The following is a 17937-nucleotide window of genomic DNA, read 5'->3' on the forward strand; positions in this document are numbered from 1 at the left end:
CCATCACGTCCAAGGGCGCGCAGCGTTTGCGCGCTGAACTGGATGAACTGAAATCCACCAAGCGGCCCGAGGTCATCGCAGCCATCGCCGAAGCGCGCGCCCACGGCGACCTGAAGGAGAACGCCGAATATCACGCCGCGCGCGAGCAGCAGGGCTTCATCGAAGGCCGCATCAAGCATCTGGAAGCAGAGCTGTCGCACGCGCAGGTCATCGATGTCGCCACCCTCTCTGCGGGTGACAAGGTGGTGTTCGGCGCAACGGTGGTGCTGGTTGACTGCGATACCGAAGAAGAGAAGACCTACCAGATCGTTGGCGACCTCGAGGCCGACATCAAGCAGGGATTGATCGCGATTTCCTCGCCGGTGGCAAGGGCGCTGATCGGCAAGCACGAAGGCGACGCCATCACCATCGAAGCACCAGGCGGCACCCGCGAGTACGAAATCCTCTCGGTTCGCTATCTGGGCTGAGCCTTGCCCCGGCTGATACTGCTGTTGCCCCCGGTTGCGAAGTTCGCCGGCATCGCCTTGCCCGATGCATTGGGCAAGGCGCTCGCCCGCGCGGACCGGGCAGCGGCCGGCGCCGGCGAAGAGGCGCAGCTTGCACGGCATTTCCGCCCGCTGCCGAACCGCTGGTCGCCTGCGGCGCTGGCGCGCGTCGCCGACGCCGGCTTGGTAGACGCGCAGCCGCACGGTTGGCTGCGCGCCGATCCGGCCCATATTCGCCCCGACATCAACGGCGCACGCCTGCTTGGTACCGGCAGGGTGCTTGGCCTCGATCAGCGTGACGTGGATGCGCTGCTGCCCGCACTGCGCCCGCTGTTTGGCGATGCCGGGTTTTTGCTGGATGCGCCGCATCCCGAACGCTGGTACCTGCGTCTGCCGCGCGATACCAGGCTGCCCCCGTTCGCCGCACCCGATGTTGCGTTGGGCGACGATGTGTTCGAACACGGCCCGGAAGGGCCGGATGCGCGCCGCTGGCGGGTGTTGGCCAGCGAGGCGCAGGTGACGTTGCACAACCACCCGCACAACGCGGCACGCCTGGCGGCAGGAAAGGTGCCGGTGAACTCGCTGTGGTTCTGGGGCGGCGGCGTATTGCCCGATGCGATGTCCGGGAACTTCCCGCGCGTTTTTTCGGATGATCCCGCCGTGCTTGGCGCGGCGCGGCTTGCCAACATCCCCGCCATGCCGCCGACCACGTTCGCTGACGCCGCCGCCGGGGGATTGCTGGACCTGCGCAGCCTGCGTGATCCGCAAGCCTTGATCGACCGCTGGTTGTTGCCGGCCGTGGCGTCAGCGAGCGAAGCCGATGTGCTGCTGGATTTTACCGGCGGCAGCCAATTCACCCTGCGTCGCGGGCAGCGCTGGCGCGTGTGGCGCAAGCCATTGACGTCGTTGACGGCATGAGCGTGACGCGCAGGATTGTTCGTCGCGCCGCTGCCCAGCCGGCGGGGGAGTGGCCGGCGCATTGGCCGGCTGTATTGCGGCGGGTGCATGCCGCGCGCGGCAGTGATGCGACCACGGCGATGCCGCGACTGGCCGACCTGTTGCCCTTCCACGCACTGACGGGAATGGATGCTGCGGTCGAGCTGCTGCAGGCCGCCATCCAGCGCGACGCGCATGTGCTGGTGGTGGGCGATTTCGACTGTGATGGTGCCACGGCGTGCGCGGTGGGCGTGCGTGGATTGCGCATGCTGGGGGCGAACAGGGTTTCCCACGCCGTGCCCAATCGCATCGCGCATGGTTACGGGCTGACGCCGGGCCTGGTGGCTGAACTCGCTGGCCTCAAGCCCGACCTGCTGGTCACGGTGGATCATGGCATTGCTTGTCATGCCGGGATCGCGGCCGCCAAGCAGCTTGGCTGGCAGGTGTTGGTCACCGATCACCATTTGCCTGGGCCAACGCTGCCGCCGGCCGATGCCATCGTCAATCCCAACCAGCCCGGGGACACCTTTCCCAGCAAGGCGCTGGCGGGTGTCGGGGTGATGTTCTATGTCCTGTTGGCGCTGCGCGCGAAGCTGGGCGTGCAGGCCGATCTCGCCTCACTGCTCGACCTGGTTGCGGTGGGCACGGTGGCCGACATGGTGGCGCTGGATGCCAACAACCGGGCGCTGGTCGGCGCCGGCCTGCGCCGCCTGCGTGCCGGGCAGGCCTGCGCAGGCCTCAAGGCGTTGATCGATGTGGCGGGCCGCAGGCAAGACACTTTGGGCACCACCGACATCGGGTTTGCCATCGGCCCGCGCATCAATGCCGCCGGCCGCCTGGAAGACATGAGCATCGGCATCGAATGCCTGCTCACCGATGACGCCACGCAGGCGCGCGAACTGGCAGCCATCCTGCAAGGCATCAACGAGGAGCGCCGCGCCCTGCAGGCCGACATGCAGGACGTCGCCGATGCGCGGCTGGACGGCATCGATGCCACGCACGCCGCCTGTTTGTTCGACCCCGACTGGCATCCCGGCGTGGTGGGGCTGGTTGCATCGAAATTGAAGGAACGCCTGCATCGTCCGGCGATCGCCTTCGCCCCCGCGGAACCGGGGAGCACGGTGCTGCGCGGCTCGGCGCGTTCGATCCCCGGCTTCCATATCCGCGATGCGCTGGCACTGGTCGATGCGCGCCATCCCGGGTTGATCACGCGGTTTGGCGGGCACGCCATGGCGGCGGGATTGAGCCTTGATCGTGCCGCCTTCCCGGTATTTCGCGAGGCATTCACCCAGGTGGCCGCGGCGCTGCTCAGCGCGGAGCTGCTGACCGAAGACCTGCGCAGCGACGGCAGCCTGCAGCCGGAGGAGTTGCACATCCAGACCGCGCTCGCCCTGCGCGATGGCGGCCACTGGGGGCAGGGCTATCCCGAACCGTTGTTCGACGACGCGTTCGAGGTGCTGAACTGGCGCGTCGTGGGCGAACGCCACCTCAAGCTGGAGCTTGGCTTGGCCGGCCGCCGCTTCAATGCCATCCAGTTCGGCGGCTGGGACGGCAAGACGCCGCCACCGAGGATCCACCTTGCATATCGCATCACGCCAGATGACTGGCGCGGCGACGATGCGATCCAGCTGGTGGTGGTGCATCGGCAAGCGACCTGATGCATGCGCCTCAGCCGATCTTCGTCAACGCCGTGCCGTAGTGCGCGGCAACGTGGTCGGTCTTGTCGCTTTTGATTTCGTACTGCGGCTTGTCCCGGCTGGCGTGGTGGGTATGGCCCTTGTAGTCGAAGTCGGCCGTATGCACGCGGGTGATGTGGCCGCTGACGTGGCCGGCCTCGGAATTCCAGCGCACGTGGTCGCCTGCCTTGAAATGCGTCATGTCCGGCTCCTTGATGATCTCCGTGGATTGTGATCGGCCAGATGTGAGCGCGCCGTCTGCAAATCGTCATGCCTGCCTCGTGCCTGCCGGCACGTGCCGCGATGGTTGCGCCGGCTTCCTTGAGGCAAACTCGGCTAACCCCAGCGGCCGTGTCGAGGCGTTGGCAGATGTAGTCCCTTCAACGGAAGCCGCCATGCGCCGAATCACCCTGCTCCCCACAGCTGCCTGTTTGCTTGCCCTGACGTTCGCATCGCTCGCCCCCGCGCAGCAGGTGACAGCGGATGCTGCGCAGGTGCCGCCACGCCTGCTGCAGGTGACCGGCGCTGCGGACGTGCCCGTCAGCCTGCATTCGGCGGATGTGGCCATCGAGACCCACGGTGGTTTCGCCACCACGACCCTGGAGCTGGAGCTGCGCAACCCGAACAATCGCGTGCTGGAAGGTACGTTGCAGTTTCCGCTCGGCAATGGCCAGCAGGTTGCGGGGTTTGCGCTGGATATCGGCGGCGTGTTGCGCGATGCGGTGCCGGTGCCCAAGGCGCGCGGTCGGCAGGTGTTTGAAAGCGTCGAGCGCCGTGGTGTTGACCCCGGCTTGCTCGAGCAGACGGCCGGCAACCAGTTTCGCTTGCGCATCTATCCCATTCCAGCACATGGCTCTCGGCGGGTGCGGCTGGTCATCGAAGAGGCCATGCCGCGTGATGCGGGGGCGTGGCGCATGGCGCTGCCGGTGCAGCTGCTCTCTGGTGCGGACGCATTTTCATTGCGGGTGAACGCCGCCGGCACCGCCGGCGCGCCCAGCGTTGAAGGCAACTTCGGTGCGCTGGCGTTTGCGCAGGATGCGCAGGGGTATCGGGCAGTCGTTCGGCGTACCGCATTCCGCGCGCAGGGAGGCCTGGTTCTTCGCTTTCCCGCCAGCAGCCGACCCATGACCTATTCGGGCGAACACAGCGGCGAACACTATGTGATGGCCGAGGTGCCGATCCCGCAATCTGCTGCACCGGACAGGAGACCCCCATCCAGCGTGGGGGTGTTGTGGGATGCCTCCGCCTCCGCGCGCACGCGTGATCGCGACGGCGAATTCGCGCTGCTTGATCGCTATTTCAAGGCGATGGGCAACGGACGCGTGCGTCTGCGCTTGCTGCGCGACGTTGGCGAAAATGGCGGCGAGTTCGACATTCGCAACGGGGACTGGACGGCCCTGCGGCACGCGCTGGAAGGCGCGGTCAACGATGGCGCCAGCAATCTGTCCGATTGGGTACCGGATCCCGCCATCGCCGAATACCTGCTGGTCAGCGATGGCCTGCAGAACTACGGCGGCAAGATGTTCCCGGTGCTCGCCGCCCACCAGCGCCTGTACGCCATCAACTCGGCGGGCGCGGCATCCGACGGCAGCCGTTTGGCTGCGCTTGCGGATGCGCGTGGCGGACGGCTGATTGCATGGCAGGGCCGGGCTGCGCTTGCGGCTGCGGCGCATGCGTTATTGGGGCAGGGGGCGCGGATTGTTGAGCTGCACGGTGACGGCGTGGTGGATCTTCAGGCCGAAACGCGCCAGGTGGATGCAGGCGTGCTGAGGATCGCCGGGCGTCTCACCGAACCGGCCGGCGTGATTCGGGTGACGCTGGAGGAAGCGGGGCACCGGCGCGCCATCCGCCTGGACGTCGCTGCCGCCTCCACCGGCGACACCGTTCCGCGACAATGGGCCAGATGGCAGATCGCCGCCTATGCGGGCGAGCCGGAGCGCCATCGCGCCGCGATTGCGCGGCTGGGCCAGCAGTTTTCCGTCGTGACGAGCGGCACCTCGCTGCTGGTACTGGAAGACGTCGCCGACTATGTGCGCTACGACATCGCGCCACCGGCAGAGCTGCGCGATGCCGTGGCGCGCCTGCAGGCCGAGCAGCGCCAACAGCGCGAGGCGTCGCGCAGCGAGCGCCTGGATCAGGTGGCAGAGGCGTTTGCGGAACGGCTTGCCTGGTGGAAGACGGCATTCCCGAAAGACGCACCGATCACTCGCAAAGCCGTGCGCGCCTCTGCGGTGAATTCGACCACGCTGGAGAGCGTCAGCGTGGCGGGAGGCGCGATACCGCCGCCACCGGCTCCGGCCGCGGCCGAGCCCGCAGCCAGGGCGGCGGCGTCCGGGCGCGCCGATGCAGCGGCAGCGCCGGCAGCTGCCGACCAACTGGCCACGATGGCGCCAGATGAAACGGTGGCCACCATCCGCCTGCAGGCCTGGGCGCCGGATTCCCCGTATGCAAAACGCTTGCGTGCGGCACCTGCAGGCCAGATTTACGCCGACTATCTGGACGAGCGTGACAGCCACGCCAACAGCACGGCGTTTTATCTCGACGTGGCCGACCTGCTGCTGCAAAAAGGGCGCAACGCCGAAGCGATGCGGGTGCTTTCCAATCTTGCCGAACTGGAGCTGGACAACCGTCACGTCTTGCGCGTGCTGGGCTATCGCCTGATGCAGGCCAAGCAGTGGATGGCCGCCGTGCAGGTGTTCCGGCAGGTGCTGGCGATGGCCGAGGAAGAGCCGCAGAGCGGCCGCGATCTGGCGCTGGCATTGGCGGCGTCGGGACAGCGGCAGCAGGCCATCGAACAGTTGCACGACGTCGCGCTGGGCGATTGGGATCGCCGCTTCAACGGCATTGCCGCGATTGCACTGAACGAGATGAACGCCATCATCGCCACCAGTCCGAAGCCGTTGGAGACCGGGTTCATCGACCGTCGCCTGCTGCAGAACATGCCGCTGGACCTGCGCGTTGCGCTGGCCTGGGACAGCGACAACAGCGACATGGACCTGTGGGTGACCGACCCGAACGGCGAAAAGTGCTACTACGCCAACAAGCGCACCTACCAGGGCGGATTGATTTCCAATGACTTCACCGGCGGCTACGGCCCGGAGGAATTCGTGCTGCGCAAGGCGAAGCCGGGGCTGTATCGGGTGGAAGCGCATTACTACGGTGATCGGCAGCAAGTGGTCACCAGTGGCACCACGCTCACCCTGTCGCTGAGCACCGGCTGGGGCACGCCGCGGCAGCAGGATCAAACCGTCACGCTGCGGCTGTCGGGCAAGGATGAGTCGGTGCTGGTGGGGGAATTCGAGGTGAAATGACCCGCCACCGAGCTGCGTGGAGACCGCCAGGCGTTGGCCCAACTGTTAGAATTGGCGGTCTTTTCGCACGTGATTTCCCAGCCATGATCGAACTCAATCCCATCCGAGCACGCATCGCCGACCTCACCGGTCGCCTCGATTCGCTCCGGGGGTATCTTTGACTACGATGCCAAGCGCGAGCGCCTGGAAGAAGTAGAGCGCGAACTGGAACATCCCGACGTCTGGAACGATTCCGCCCGCGCGCAGGCGCTGGGGCGCGAACGGTCGCTGCTGGACAAGACCGTCAACGGCATCCGCAATCTGACCGATGGCCTGGCCGGCGCGGGCGAGCTGCTGGACCTGGCGGAAATGGAAGACGACGAAGACACCGCGCTGGCGGTGGTGGCCGACGTTGATCGCTTCGAAAACGGCGTCGAGCAAATCGAGTTCCAGCGGATGTTTTCCGGCAAGCTCGATTCGGCCAATGCGTTTGTGGACATCCAGGCCGGTGCCGGCGGCACCGAGGCGCAGGACTGGGCCGAAATGCTGCTGCGCATGTACCTGCGCTGGGCGGAGTCGCGCGGCTGGAAGGCCGAACTGATGGAGGTGTCCGGTGGCGACGTGGCCGGCATCAAGTCCGCCACCTTCCGGGTGGAAGGCGACTATGCCTACGGCTGGCTGAAGACCGAAATCGGCGTGCACCGGCTGGTGCGCAAGTCGCCGTTCGACTCCGACAACCGCCGCCACACCAGCTTCACCTCGGTATTCGTGGCGCCGGAAGTCGATGACGACATCGAGATCGACATCAATCCAGCCGACCTGCGGACCGACGTGTATCGTTCCTCGGGCGCCGGTGGGCAGCACGTCAACAAGACCGAATCCGCGGTGCGCATCACCCACGTGCCCACCAACACGGTCGTGGCCTGCCAGACCGAGCGCAGCCAGCACGCCAACCGCGACCGCGCGATGAAGATGCTGAAGGCCAAGCTGTACGAGCTGGAAGTGCAGAAGCGCAACGCCGAAAAGGATGCGCTGGAGGCCAGCAAGTCCGACATCGGCTGGGGCAGCCAGATCCGCAACTACGTGCTGGACCAGAGCCGGATCAAGGATCTGCGCACGGGCATTGAACGCAGCGACACGCAAAAGGTGCTGGACGGCGATCTGGATGAATTCATTCAGGCCAGCCTGAAGTCGGGGCTGGAAGCCGGCGCCAAGCGCACCGACGCCGCGTGACGCATCAAGTCTGCGCGCGGACTGCGCGCAGGCTGCGGGCGCGCGCCGATGCCATCGACACGATGCGCGGCAGGCTGGACATCACGGTGACGATGCGGGTGGCCGCTTCCGGCTGTTCCAGGATGGCCTCGGCGGTGGCGTCGTCGGGCAACTGCGCGCCCCAGTAACCCACCCAGGCATCGCGATTGCGCTTTGCCGCGTACAGGGCGCGGTCGGCCATGCGCAGCGCGTAATCCCAGCGGCTGGCGGCCGAATGGTCGGCTGGCATGTCGAAAAACGGAATCGGCGCCAGCCCCAGCGAGACGGTGACCGGCCGGCAGGAATGCGCGGTTTCCAGCGTATAGGCCATTGCCTGGCGCAGGCGGGTTGCAACCTGCTCGGCTTGCTCGCGGGTCAGGTTGCTGCAGGCCACCAGGAATTCCTCGCCACCCCAGCGCGCCACCAGGTCGGTGGGGCGGCATGCCGCCTTCAAGCGCGTTGCCATCGCCACCAACACATCGTCGCCGACATGGTGGCCGTAGTTGTCGTTGATGTGCTTGAAATGATCGATATCGATCAGGAACAGCACGTGGCGGGTGCCTTCCGGGCCGCGCTGGGCGACCATGGCATTGAGTTCGGCAGTGGCGGCGTGACGATTGCTCAGGCCGGTCAATGCATCGACTTCGCTGAGCTGACGCAGTTGCTGGTGGCGTTTGCGCAGGATCAGCCCGAAGCCGCTTGCCGCCGCCAGCAGCAGCACCAGGATGGCGATGGAGGCCAGATACAGGAGCTGGTGCTTTTCGTTCTGGAGCGCCTGGATCTGGCTGTCATGACGCGCTTGCTCCAGCGCCCGCTGCGACGCCGCCATCTGGGTGCGTGCCTGCAGCTCGGCCAGCGCAGTGGCCTGCCTTGACAGGTTTCCTTGCAGGGTCAGGCATTGGGCAAGCTGGCCATCCAGGCTGTTCTGCGGCGCCCGCGCGGGTGCGTTGGCGGGTGCGGCCGGCAGCACGACGGCCAGCGCCACCAGCAGGGCCAGCGGCATCGAGCGGAACAGGTGGGCGAAGGGCTTGCGCATGGCGGGCGGCCGGTTGGCTTTGCATGCATCAAGCAAGATGCGCGCCAGAAATGTGTCAATGTCCTGACGCGGCGCCCAGCGGCGCCGCTCTGCTATGATTTTTGGCCGGGAAGGCGCTGTTGAAATCAGCGATTTCCTCGACTCCTCATCCATCAGGGCCGGGCAATCCAGCATGGATTTTCCCGGCTCCTCCAGTGTTTCCCCCTGCTACCGCCGTCCACCGTCGCGTGGGCGTCACGGACCTGCCATGAACGAACCGCTTCCCCCCCAGCACGCTGATGAAAACCACCTGATCGCCGAACGTCGCGCCAAGCTGGCCGGGTTGCGCGAGCAGGGCATGGCCTACCCGAACGACTTCAAACGCACCGATTACGCCGGCGATCTGCAGGCCGACTACGTCGATGCGGCGCAGTGGGGAAGCGAGGCGCTGGAAGCAACGGGGCGGCACGTTGCCATCGCCGGGCGCCTGCTGGCCAAGCGGGTGATGGGCAAGGCGGCGTTCGCCACCGTGCAGGACATGAGCGGCAAGTTGCAGCTGTTTTTGCAGGCCAATACGCTGGGTGAGACCTACGATGCGTTCAAGGGCTGGGACATCGGCGATATCGTCGCTGCCGAAGGCGGGTTGATGCGCACCAAGACCGGCGAGCTGTCGGTCAAGGTGAGCGCGCTGCGCCTGCTGGTGAAGTCGCTGCGGCCGCTGCCGGACAAGTTCCACGGGCTGGCCGACGTGGAGCAGCGCTATCGCCAGCGCTATGTCGATCTGATCGTGACGCCTGAAGCGCGCGAGGTCTTCATCGCCCGTTCGCGCATCGTCGCCGCGATCCGCCGCTGGCTGGATGCGCGCCGCTTCCTGGAAGTGGAAACGCCGATGATGCATTACATCGCCGGTGGCGCGACTGCGCGCCCGTTCGTGACCCATCACAACGCGCTGGACCTCGACCTGTTCCTGCGCGTGGCGCCCGAGCTGTACCTGAAGCGGCTGGTGGTGGGCGGCTTCGAGCGCGTGTACGAGATCAACCGCAACTTCCGCAACGAAGGGGTGAGCACCCGCCACAACCCCGAGTTCACCATGCTGGAGCTGTATGAGGCGTACGCCACCTACGGCGAGGTGATGGACCTGACCGAAGGCATGATCCGCGACGTTGCCCTGGAGGCGATGGGCGGCAGCGTCTTCGAGTGGGATGGCCATCGCATCGACCTGGCCCCGCGCTTCCGCCGCTGGAAGCTGGAGGAAGCGGTGCGCGAGTTGAACCCGGAGATTTCCGTGGCCGACTGTCGCGACCGCGACGCGCTGGCCGCGCACTGCGCGCGCCTGGGCGTGCACGTGAAGCCGGGCTACGGCTGGGGCAAGCTGCTGCTGGAAATCTTCGAGAAGACCGTGGAAGGCGGCCTGATCCAGCCCACCTTCATCACCCATTACCCGGTGGAGGTGTCGCCGCTGGCGCGTGAATCCGACAGCGAGCCCGGCATCACCGATCGTTTCGAGTTGTTCATCGGCGGCAAGGAGCTGGCCAACGGGTTCTCGGAATTGAATGACCCGGAAGACCAGGCCGCACGCTTCCGCGCCCAGGTCGAGGCGAAGGAGGGCGGCGACGACGAGGCCATGCATTTCGACGCCGACTACATCCGCGCGTTGGAAACGGGCCTGCCGCCCACCGGCGGGCTGGGTGTCGGCATCGACCGGCTGGTGATGTTGCTGACCGGCTGCAGCTCGATTCGCGACGTCCTGCTATTCCCGTACATGCGGCCGGAGTGCTGAGGCCGGCGCCTTGTGCATCGGCCAAACGGGCTAGTCCCTTGCCAAGTGCGCGGATAGCGTGGAGGATGGCCAGAGACCACGTTTTCACGTGTCCGTCGGAATGGGGGCTCGCATGGACGTCGTGATTGTTGACGATCAACCCTCCGCGCGTACTTTGCTGCGGCATATCGTGCAGGACATCGGCCCGCAGCTGGCGGTGCATGATTTCGGCGTACCGGAAACCGCGCTGGACTGGTGCCAGGACAATCGGCCGGACCTGCTGCTGCTGGACTACCGCATGCCCGGCATGGACGGGTTGGAGCTGGCCAAGGCCTTCCGCAAGCCGTTGCGCAACCGCGACGTGCCGATCGTGCTGGTCACCGTGGTGGGCGATGAACCGGTGCGGCAGGCGGCACTGGATGCGGGGGTGATCGACTTTCTGGTCAAGCCCATTCGCCCGCGCGAACTGCGCGCGCGCTGCCGCAATCTGCTGCAGCTTCGCCAACAGTCGGAGTCGGTGAAGCAGCGTGCGCTGTCGCTGGAGCAGCGGTTGCTGGCGAGCATGCACGAGGTCGAAGAGCGCGAGCGGGAAACGCTGTCGCGGCTGGCGCGCGCCATCGAGTTCCGCGATTCCGGCACCAGTGCCTATCTGGAACGCATGGCGCACGTTGCCGGGCTGATTGCCGAAGGGCTGGGCTTGCCGGAAGAGCAGGTGCGCTTGATCGAACTGGCGGCGCCGCTGCACGACATCGGCAAAATCGCGATTCCCGATGCGGTGTTGATGAAACCCGGCCCGCTTGAAGAAGCGGAGCGCGATCGCATGAAGCAGCATCCTCGCATCGGCTACCAGCTGTTGCAGGACAGCCAGAACCGCTTCATCCAGGTGGGGGCGCAGATCGCCCTGCGCCACCACGAACACTGGAATGGCGGGGGTTACCCGGACGGCCTGCGCGGCGAGGAAATCCCGATCGAGGCACGGGTGGTCACCGTGGCCGATGTCTTCGACGCGCTGTTGTCGCCGCGCCCTTACAAGGAGGCCTGGAGCATCGGTCGTGCGCTGGAGTTCATCGGTGCGCAGAGTGGCGCGATGCTGGACCCTGCCTGCGTGCGCGCCCTGATGAACAACCTGCCGCGCCTGTACGATATTTGCGACCGGTATTCGCACGTCGCACCGCGCCCGGACTGGCCCTGACGCCATGCGCAGGCTTGGCGCCTGGCTACGGTCGCGGCTGCACGGGCGTGCCGACAGCGAGCACGCGCAGGTGTTCGTGCGGATCGCGATCACCTTCCTGTTCTCGGCCTACCTGGGCTGGGAAGTGGGCGGCGGCGACGACCGCCCCGGGCTGGTGGCCACCTGGCTGATCCTGGTTGGAGAACTGCTGCTCTCGCTGGGGCTGTTGGCCGCGATTCTTGCCGCGCCGGCACCTTCGCGCATGCGCCGTTGGCTGGGCATGCTGGCCGACTACGCCGCGATGGGGGGCGTCATGTACTTGCAGGGCGAATCGGCCTCGCCCCTGTATGCGGTGTATCTGTGGGTGACCATCGGCAACGGCCTGCGCTACGGGCCGGGCTATCTGTATGCGGGCACGGCGCTCGCATCGCTCTCGTTTGGCGCGATGATGCTGCTGACCCCGTATTGGCAGCAAAACCCCTATCTCTCGTGGGGATTATTGCTGGGCCTGGTCGCGGTGCCGCTGTATTTCGCGACGCTGCTGCATGCGCTGACGGCGGCAGTGGGCGAATCGCGGCGCGCCAATCAGGCCAAAAGCCGCTTCCTGGCCAACATGAGCCACGAGTTCCGCACCCCGTTGAACGGGCTGTCTGGCATGTCCGAACTGCTGGCCAGCACTCGCCTGGATGCCGAGCAGCGGGGCTATCTGGAAACCATTCAAGCCGCGACGCGTTCGTTGCTGTCATTGGTCGAAGACGTGCTGGACATCTCGGTGATCGAGGCCGGCAAGCTCAAGCTGCGGGAGGAGGTGTTCGATCTGAGCGCCCTGTTGGAACAGATCAACCTGATGCTGCGTCCGGAGGCGCGCTCGAAGCGGTTGGAGTACTCGGTGACGCTCATGCCGGATGTTCCTCGCCGCTTGTTGGGGGATGGCACGCATCTGCAGCAGGTGCTGGTGAATCTGTTGAGCAACGCCATCAAGTTCACCTCCGCCGGTGAAGTCCGGATGACGGTGGTGCGCGTTGCCCATGCCGCCTCTGGCCCCGTCCGCCTGCGTTTCACGGTGTCCGATACCGGGATCGGCATTCCGGCGTCGGCGCGCGCCAAACTGTTCGAGGCGTTTGAACAGGTCGACAACAGCCTGTCGCGCCGGCATGAAGGCACCGGCTTGGGCACCACGATTGCCAAGGGCCTGACCGAGGCGATGGGCGGCACGATCGGGTTTGAAAGCAGCGAAAACGCGGGCAGTCGTTTCTGGGTCGAGCTGCCGTTCGACCAGCCGCGCGACCAGCCGATGCAGCCGCCGCAAGCGGACGGGCAAGCCGTCCCCGGCGAAGGCACGCAGGCTGTCGCCGCCGCGTTGCCTCCCAACATCATCGCGTTTGGCGACCCGTTCCTGCGCCACCGTGCGCGCACCCGTTCGATGCGCGTGCTGGTGGCCGACGACCATGCCGCCAATCGCCTGTTGTTGCAGGGGCTGTTGCAGAAGGCCGGGCATCGGGTGATGGCGGTCGATGATGGCGAGGCGGCACTGGATGCGTTGGTCGCAGGCGAGTTCGAGCTGGCGCTGGTGGACCTGCACATGCCGACATTGAGCGGCATCGACCTGCTGCGCCAGCTGCGGGTGATGGAGGCGGGGGGGCAGGCGCGCACGCCGGTGGTGATCATCAGCGCCGATGCCACGCCCGAGTCGGTGCAGGCCTGCCGGGATGCCGGCGCCCGTGCGTTCATCACCAAACCGTTCATGGCCGGCCGCCTGTTGGACACCGTGGCAGGCATCGTGTCCGGCGATGCCGCGGCCGGGCAGGAAGCCGCGCATCCCGTGGTGCATGCGTCCAGCGAGCAGGTGCTGGATCCGGCCGTGCTCGACGAGGTTGCGTCGTTCGGCATGGGCAAGGCGTTCGAGGCCGAGTTCATCGGCCAGTGCGTCACCGATGCCCGGGTGGCATTGGCCCGGATGCGGCAGGCTGGCGAGGCCGGCGATTGGGAGCAGTTCCGCGAACAGGCGCATGCCATCAAGGGGATTGCCGGCAACTTGGGGCTGGTGCAGTGCGCCGGACTCAGCGGCACCCTGATGCGGATGACCGGCTACGAGTTGGCGCGCGAGTGGCAGCGGCATTGCGAAACGCTGGCGCAGCGCCTGCACCAGGGTGAACAGGCGCTGCAAGCGCGCGGGAACTGGGTGCCCGCGCGCGAGGATGCTCCGTAGCCACGATCACGCCTGCGCGGCAGCGTGATCGCCGTGGCGGCGGTACTGTGCTCGGACCAGGCGCTCCATGGTGCGCAGCGATTTCTCCCCGAGCTGCATGGCGGTATCCACCCAGATCGTGGTGATCGCCATCATTTCCTCCAGCGTCACCGGCTGGGCCATCGCGCGAACCCGATGCATGGCGCTGCGCGCGTTCGGAATCCGCCGGTTGCTTCGAATGACGTCCTCCACCGCCTGCACCCCTTGCCCGCGCGGTGCCAGCACGTCCACCAGGCCCAGCTTGTGGAGTTCGTCGCTGGAATGGATGTCGCCGCTGAGCATCAGGCGCTCGGCCTGGTGCGGCGCGATGCGCTTGCACAGGAACGAATAAGCGCCCATGCCGGGAAACAGGTCGAACAGCACCTCCGGCAGGCCCATGCCCACGCCTTCCTCGGCCACGATGGTATGGCAGCTCAACGCAGCCTCGAAGCCGCCGCCCAGCGCATCGCCCTGCACCAGCGCGATGCTGTGCGCGCCGGCATCAAGGCCGCTGTGGAACGCATGCACGCCGCGCACGCATTGCCGCGCATAGTCCAGCAGGGCGGCCCGATCCTGGCGTCGGATCGCGTTGCAGAAATACTCGAGGTCGCCGCCCAGGTTGAACGCATCGCAGCAGGAGGCAAGCACGACATGCTGCAGTCCGGACTCGCCCTGCGCACGCTCGCGCCGCAGCCGGTCTGCGAGCGTGGCCTGGTAGTGGAGGATGTCGCCGATCAGCGCCGGCTTGAAGCAAGCGCGGCCAGGCTGGGTGTCAAGGTCGGCATGCATGTGGCACCAATGCACGCTGCCGTTCGCGCTGGTGCTGCTGCGCAGGGTGGCATGGCGGGGTGCAGAGGCAAGTTTCTCGATGATCGCGGTGGCCATGATCGCTCCAGACAGGTGGCGCCAGCTCGGGCCAAGGCCGGCGCGGCACGGAAGGAACGTCGAGGGTTGGCCCGATGCCTTCTATGCGCCCAAATGGCTGGAAGTGCAAGAAAAATGGCCCCGGGCGCATGCGGCCCGGAGCCATTCTCCGCAGCGCTGGCGGTGCGCTCAGGCGTTGGCTGGCGAACGCAGTTCCTTGCGCAGGATCTTGCCGACGTTGCTCTTGGGCAGGTCGTTCCGGAACTCGATGAATTTCGGCTGTTTGTAGCCGGTCATGTTTTCGCGGCAGAACGCCTTCACCGCATCAGCCGTCAGCGCTGCATCCTTCTTGACGATGAAGACCTTCACCGCCTCCCCGGATTTTTCATCCGGCACGCCGATGGCCGCGACTTCCAGCACGCCGGGCATCATCGCGATCACGTCTTCCACTTCGTTTGGATACACGTTGAAGCCCGAGACCAGGATCATGTCCTTCTTGCGATCGACGATGTAGAAATAACCCTGTTCGTCCATCTTCGCCATGTCGCCGGTATGCAGCCAACCGTCGGCATCCATGACCTTGGCGGTTTCCTCCGGGCGCTGCCAGTAGCCCTTCATGACCTGTGGCCCCTTGACGCACAGCTCGCCGATTTCGCCGGCCGGCAGGGTGGCGCCGTCATCGCTTTTGATGCAGACGAGGGTGGATGGCACGGGCATGCCGATCGAACCGTTGTACTCGCGCAGGTCCAGTGGATTGATGCATACCGCAGGCGAGGTTTCGGTCAGGCCATAGGCCTCTGCCAGGGTGACGCCAGTGACCTGCTTCCATTTTTCGGCCACGGCGCGCTGCACCGCCATGCCGCCGCCCAGGGTCAGGTGCAGGTGGGAAAAGTCCACGCCCTCGAAGCCGGGTGTGTGCAGCAGCCCGTTGAACAGCGTGTTGACGCCGGTTATCGCGGTGAAGCGGATGCCTTTGAGCTCCTTGACGAAGCCGGGCATGTCGCGCGGGTTGGTGATCAGCAGGTTGCTGGCGCCGAATTTGATGAACACCAGACAGTTCGCGGTCAGCGCGAAGATATGGTAAAGCGGCAGCGCGGTGATGATGGTCTCTTCGCCGTACTTCACGTTGCCGGCCACCCATGCGGCCGCCTGCTGCATGTTGGCCACCAGATTGCGGTGGGTCAGCATCGCGCCCTTGGACACGCCGGTGGTGCCCCCGGTGTATTGCAGGAATGCAATATCCTCGGCGGCATTGCGGATCTCGGGCAGGGCGTGCATGCGGCCCAGGGTGAGCGTGTCGCGAAAGCGCGTCGCGCCGGGGATGCTGAACTCGGGGACCATCTTCTTCAGGTGCTTGAGCACGAAGTTGACGATGGCCCCCTTCGGGAAGCCGAGCATGTCGCCCAGCCCGGTGGTGATGGCGCGCACGCCCGGCATCTGCGCCAGCACCTCCTGGGCCACGTGCCCGAAGTTGTCCATCACCAGCAGCACGCTGGCACCGGAGTCGGCCAACTGATGTTTCAGCTCGCGTGCGGTGTACATCGGGTTGGTGTTGACCACGGTCAGCCCGGCGCGCAGCACGCCGAAGATCGCGACCGGGTATTGCAGGCAGTTGGGCATCATGATCGCCACCCGGTCGCCCTTCTTCAACTTGAGCTCACCGAGCAGATAACCGGCGAAGTCGCGGCTCAATCGATCAAGCTCGTCATAGCTGATCGACTTGCCCATGTTGATGAAGGCCGTCTTGTCGCGATAGTTGCGCAAGGCGGCATCGAACACGTCGGTGATCGAGGTGAACTCGGTCAGGTCGATGTCGGCAGGCACGCCGGCCGGATAGTGAGCCAGCCAAGGACGATCGGAACTCATGCACTGCTCCCCTGCGAGTGGTCGCCAACGCGATGCGTCGGCGTATGGAATTCGACTTGGATTTGAGCATAGCCTCCCACGCCTTACAAGGCGATCCCGGCGGGAGGCGAAGCCGGTGGCGAACGCCGCCACCGGCATGCGTCAGTGGTTCAAAGCGCTTCGAAAATCCCCGCCGCGCCCATGCCGGTGCCGATGCACATGGTGACCATGCCGTACTTCTGCTGGTGGCGGCGCAGGCCATGCACGATGGTCGCGGTGCGCACCGCGCCGGTGGCGCCCAGCGGGTGGCCCAGCGCAATGGCGCCGCCCAGCGGATTGACCTTGGCCGGGTCAAGCCCGCAATCGTGGATCACGGCCAGCGACTGCGCGGCGAAGGCTTCATTGAGCTCGATCCAGTCCAGCTGGTCCTGGCTCAGGCCCGCCTGCTTGAGCGCCTTCGGGATCGCCGCGATCGGGCCGATGCCCATCACTTCCGGGCGCACGCCGGCGACGGAGAAACTGACGAAGCGGGCCAGCGGGGTCAGCCCGTAGTCCTTGATCGCCTGTGCCGAGGCCAGCAGCACGGCGCCGGCGCCGTCGCTCATTTGCGAGGAATTGCCCGCGGTCACCGTGCCGCCGAACTGGCCATTGCGAAACACCGGGCGCAGTTTGGCCAGGCCTTCGGCCGAGGAATCCGGGCGCGGGCCTTCGTCGGTATCGGCAATCGTGCTGCGGGTGATGATGCGCTGGCCGTCGGCCAGGTCAGGCTGGTGCGACACGATGTCGCAGGGACTGATCTCGTCCTTGAATTCGCCGTTCCGGATCGCGGCGATCGCCTTCTGGTGCGAGGCGAGGGCGAAGGCGTCCTGCGCTTCGCGCGAGATCTTCCATTCTTCTGCGACTTTTTCGGCGGTGATGCCCATGCCGTAGGCGATGTTGATGTGATCGTTCTCGAACACGCTGGGCGCCATCGCGATCTTGTTGCCCATCATCGGCACCATGCTCATCGATTCGGTGCCACCCGCCAGCATCAGGTCGGCATGGCCCAGGCGAATCTGATCGGCGGCCAGCGCCACGGCCTGCAGGCCGGACGAGCAGAAGCGGTTGATGGTCTGTGCCGCGATGGTGTTGGGCAGGCCGGCCAGCAGCACGCCGATGCGCGCCACGTTCATGCCTTGCTCGGCTTCCGGCATGGCGCAGCCGATGATGGCGTCGTCGATGCGATTGACGTCGATGCCCGGTGCTTGCGCGACCACGGAGCGAAGGACGTGGGCGAGCATGTCGTCGGGGCGCGTGTTGCGGAACATGCCTTTGGGCGCCTTGCCGACCGGGGTCCGGGTGGCGGCGACGATGTAGGCATCCTGGATTTGCTTGGTCATTGCAGTGATCTCTTGAAAGTGGTGTGAGCGTGGATGGCG

Annotated in this window: 13 protein-coding genes; 8 read left to right on the plus strand and 5 right to left on the minus strand. The window is 66.2% G+C overall.

Annotated features, from left to right (window positions below):
• The first annotated feature begins 2 nt into the window (after positions 1–2).
• The 3 genes from greA to recJ are packed head-to-tail and all read left to right on the plus strand — an operon-like array spanning position 3 to position 3079.
• A complete protein-coding gene (gene greA, locus LIW09_RS05755) occupies positions 3–467 on the plus strand; it encodes a transcription elongation factor GreA (RefSeq protein WP_484600483.1) in 465 nt (154 codons plus the stop codon).
• A gap of 24 nt (positions 468–491) precedes the next feature.
• Positions 492–1403 carry a phosphoglycerate mutase gene (locus LIW09_RS05760; RefSeq protein WP_425507917.1) on the plus strand — a complete coding sequence of 304 codons (912 nt, stop codon included), beginning with the start codon at positions 492–494 and terminating at the stop codon, positions 1401–1403.
• Positions 1400–3079, plus strand: coding sequence for a single-stranded-DNA-specific exonuclease RecJ (gene recJ / locus LIW09_RS05765; protein WP_256646995.1), 1680 nt, complete (start codon positions 1400–1402; stop codon positions 3077–3079). The genes LIW09_RS05760 and recJ overlap by 4 nt, the downstream gene beginning before the upstream one ends.
• Positions 3080–3089: 10 nt before the next feature.
• On the opposite strand, the gene LIW09_RS05770 is transcribed toward recJ, so the two are convergent.
• Positions 3090–3299 (minus strand): hypervirulence associated TUDOR domain-containing protein, encoded by a 210-nt coding sequence (locus tag LIW09_RS05770; protein WP_256646996.1) that lies wholly within the window; start codon positions 3297–3299, stop codon positions 3090–3092.
• A 193-nt stretch (positions 3300–3492) separates the two neighbouring features.
• On the opposite strand from LIW09_RS05770, the gene LIW09_RS05775 reads away from it, so the two are divergent.
• Both LIW09_RS05775 and prfB read left to right on the plus strand, forming a co-directional pair.
• Positions 3493–6408: a VIT domain-containing protein gene (locus tag LIW09_RS05775; protein WP_256646997.1), complete on the plus strand. Its 2916-nt coding sequence runs from the start codon at positions 3493–3495 to the stop codon at positions 6406–6408.
• 83 nt (positions 6409–6491) lie between these two features.
• A protein-coding gene (prfB, locus tag LIW09_RS05780) for a peptide chain release factor 2 (protein WP_256646998.1) occupies positions 6492–7620 on the plus strand; the annotation gives its coding sequence in 2 pieces (ribosomal slippage) (positions 6492–6566 and positions 6568–7620; 1128 coding nt in all).
• Positions 7621–7624: 4 nt separating this feature from the next.
• On the opposite strand, the gene LIW09_RS05785 is transcribed toward prfB, so the two are convergent.
• Positions 7625–8674 (minus strand): GGDEF domain-containing protein, encoded by a 1050-nt coding sequence (locus LIW09_RS05785; RefSeq protein ID WP_256646999.1) that lies wholly within the window; start codon positions 8672–8674, stop codon positions 7625–7627.
• Positions 8675–8921: 247 nt separating this feature from the next.
• Between LIW09_RS05785 and lysS the strand changes: the two genes are divergently transcribed.
• From lysS to LIW09_RS05800, 3 genes are all read left to right on the plus strand, one after another.
• A complete protein-coding gene (gene lysS, locus LIW09_RS05790; protein ID WP_256647000.1) occupies positions 8922–10433 on the plus strand; it encodes a lysine--tRNA ligase in 1512 nt (503 codons plus the stop codon).
• Between the two features lie 112 nt (positions 10434–10545).
• Positions 10546–11604: a response regulator gene (locus tag LIW09_RS05795; protein ID WP_256647001.1), complete on the plus strand. Its 1059-nt coding sequence runs from the start codon at positions 10546–10548 to the stop codon at positions 11602–11604.
• A 4-nt stretch (positions 11605–11608) separates the two neighbouring features.
• Positions 11609–13792 carry an ATP-binding protein gene (locus tag LIW09_RS05800; protein ID WP_256647002.1) on the plus strand — a complete coding sequence of 728 codons (2184 nt, stop codon included), beginning with the start codon at positions 11609–11611 and terminating at the stop codon, positions 13790–13792.
• 6 nt (positions 13793–13798) lie between these two features.
• Here the strand turns inward: LIW09_RS05800 and LIW09_RS05805 are convergent, their stop codons facing one another.
• The 3 genes from LIW09_RS05805 to LIW09_RS05815 form a co-directional block, all read right to left on the minus strand.
• Positions 13799–14695, minus strand: a complete 897-nt coding sequence (locus LIW09_RS05805) for a crotonase/enoyl-CoA hydratase family protein (protein WP_256647003.1) — start codon at positions 14693–14695, stop codon at positions 13799–13801.
• 168 nt (positions 14696–14863) lie between these two features.
• On the minus strand, positions 14864–16540 hold the full coding sequence (locus tag LIW09_RS05810) for an AMP-binding protein (RefSeq protein WP_256647004.1): 1677 nt from the start codon (positions 16538–16540) through the stop codon (positions 14864–14866).
• 149 nt (positions 16541–16689) lie between these two features.
• Positions 16690–17898: an acetyl-CoA C-acyltransferase gene (locus LIW09_RS05815; protein ID WP_256647005.1), complete on the minus strand. Its 1209-nt coding sequence runs from the start codon at positions 17896–17898 to the stop codon at positions 16690–16692.
• Positions 17899–17937: the final 39 nt, after the last annotated feature.

Origin of the sequence: Thermomonas paludicola (assembly GCF_024498955.1) — a bacterium.
Taxonomy (GTDB): domain Bacteria; phylum Pseudomonadota; class Gammaproteobacteria; order Xanthomonadales; family Xanthomonadaceae; genus Thermomonas; species Thermomonas paludicola.